The sequence below is a fragment of the Pseudomonas sp. RA_35y_Pfl2_P32 genome, from assembly GCF_963970735.1.
Classification (GTDB): domain Bacteria; phylum Pseudomonadota; class Gammaproteobacteria; order Pseudomonadales; family Pseudomonadaceae; genus Aquipseudomonas.
In genome coordinates, this window is record NZ_CAXAQF010000461.1 from 1 (window position 1) to 221 (window position 221).

A 221-nucleotide genomic window follows, 5' to 3' on the forward strand; every position below is an offset into this window, starting at 1 on the left:
CCGACGTTGAGCAAGGCCGCGTGTTCGGACTCGCGAATCGCGTGCAACGCGGTGTAGCGGTCCAACTTCGCCAGCACACTGTCTGCAATCAGCAACTGGTAATAGAGCTCCAGCGTGCCGCCTTCTACCGGCTTGATGTGGGCCGCCTCCACGGTGATGAACAACGACACCCCGGCCTCGATGTCGCCCTGGGTAATCAGGCGCAACGGCAGGTCGGGCAG

1 protein-coding gene is annotated in these 221 nt (G+C 62.9%); it reads right to left on the reverse strand.

The annotated features are described in order from the left end of the window. On the reverse strand, window positions 1-221 hold a 221-nt coding region (locus AACY45_RS29175), incomplete at both ends, for a hypothetical protein (protein WP_339548925.1).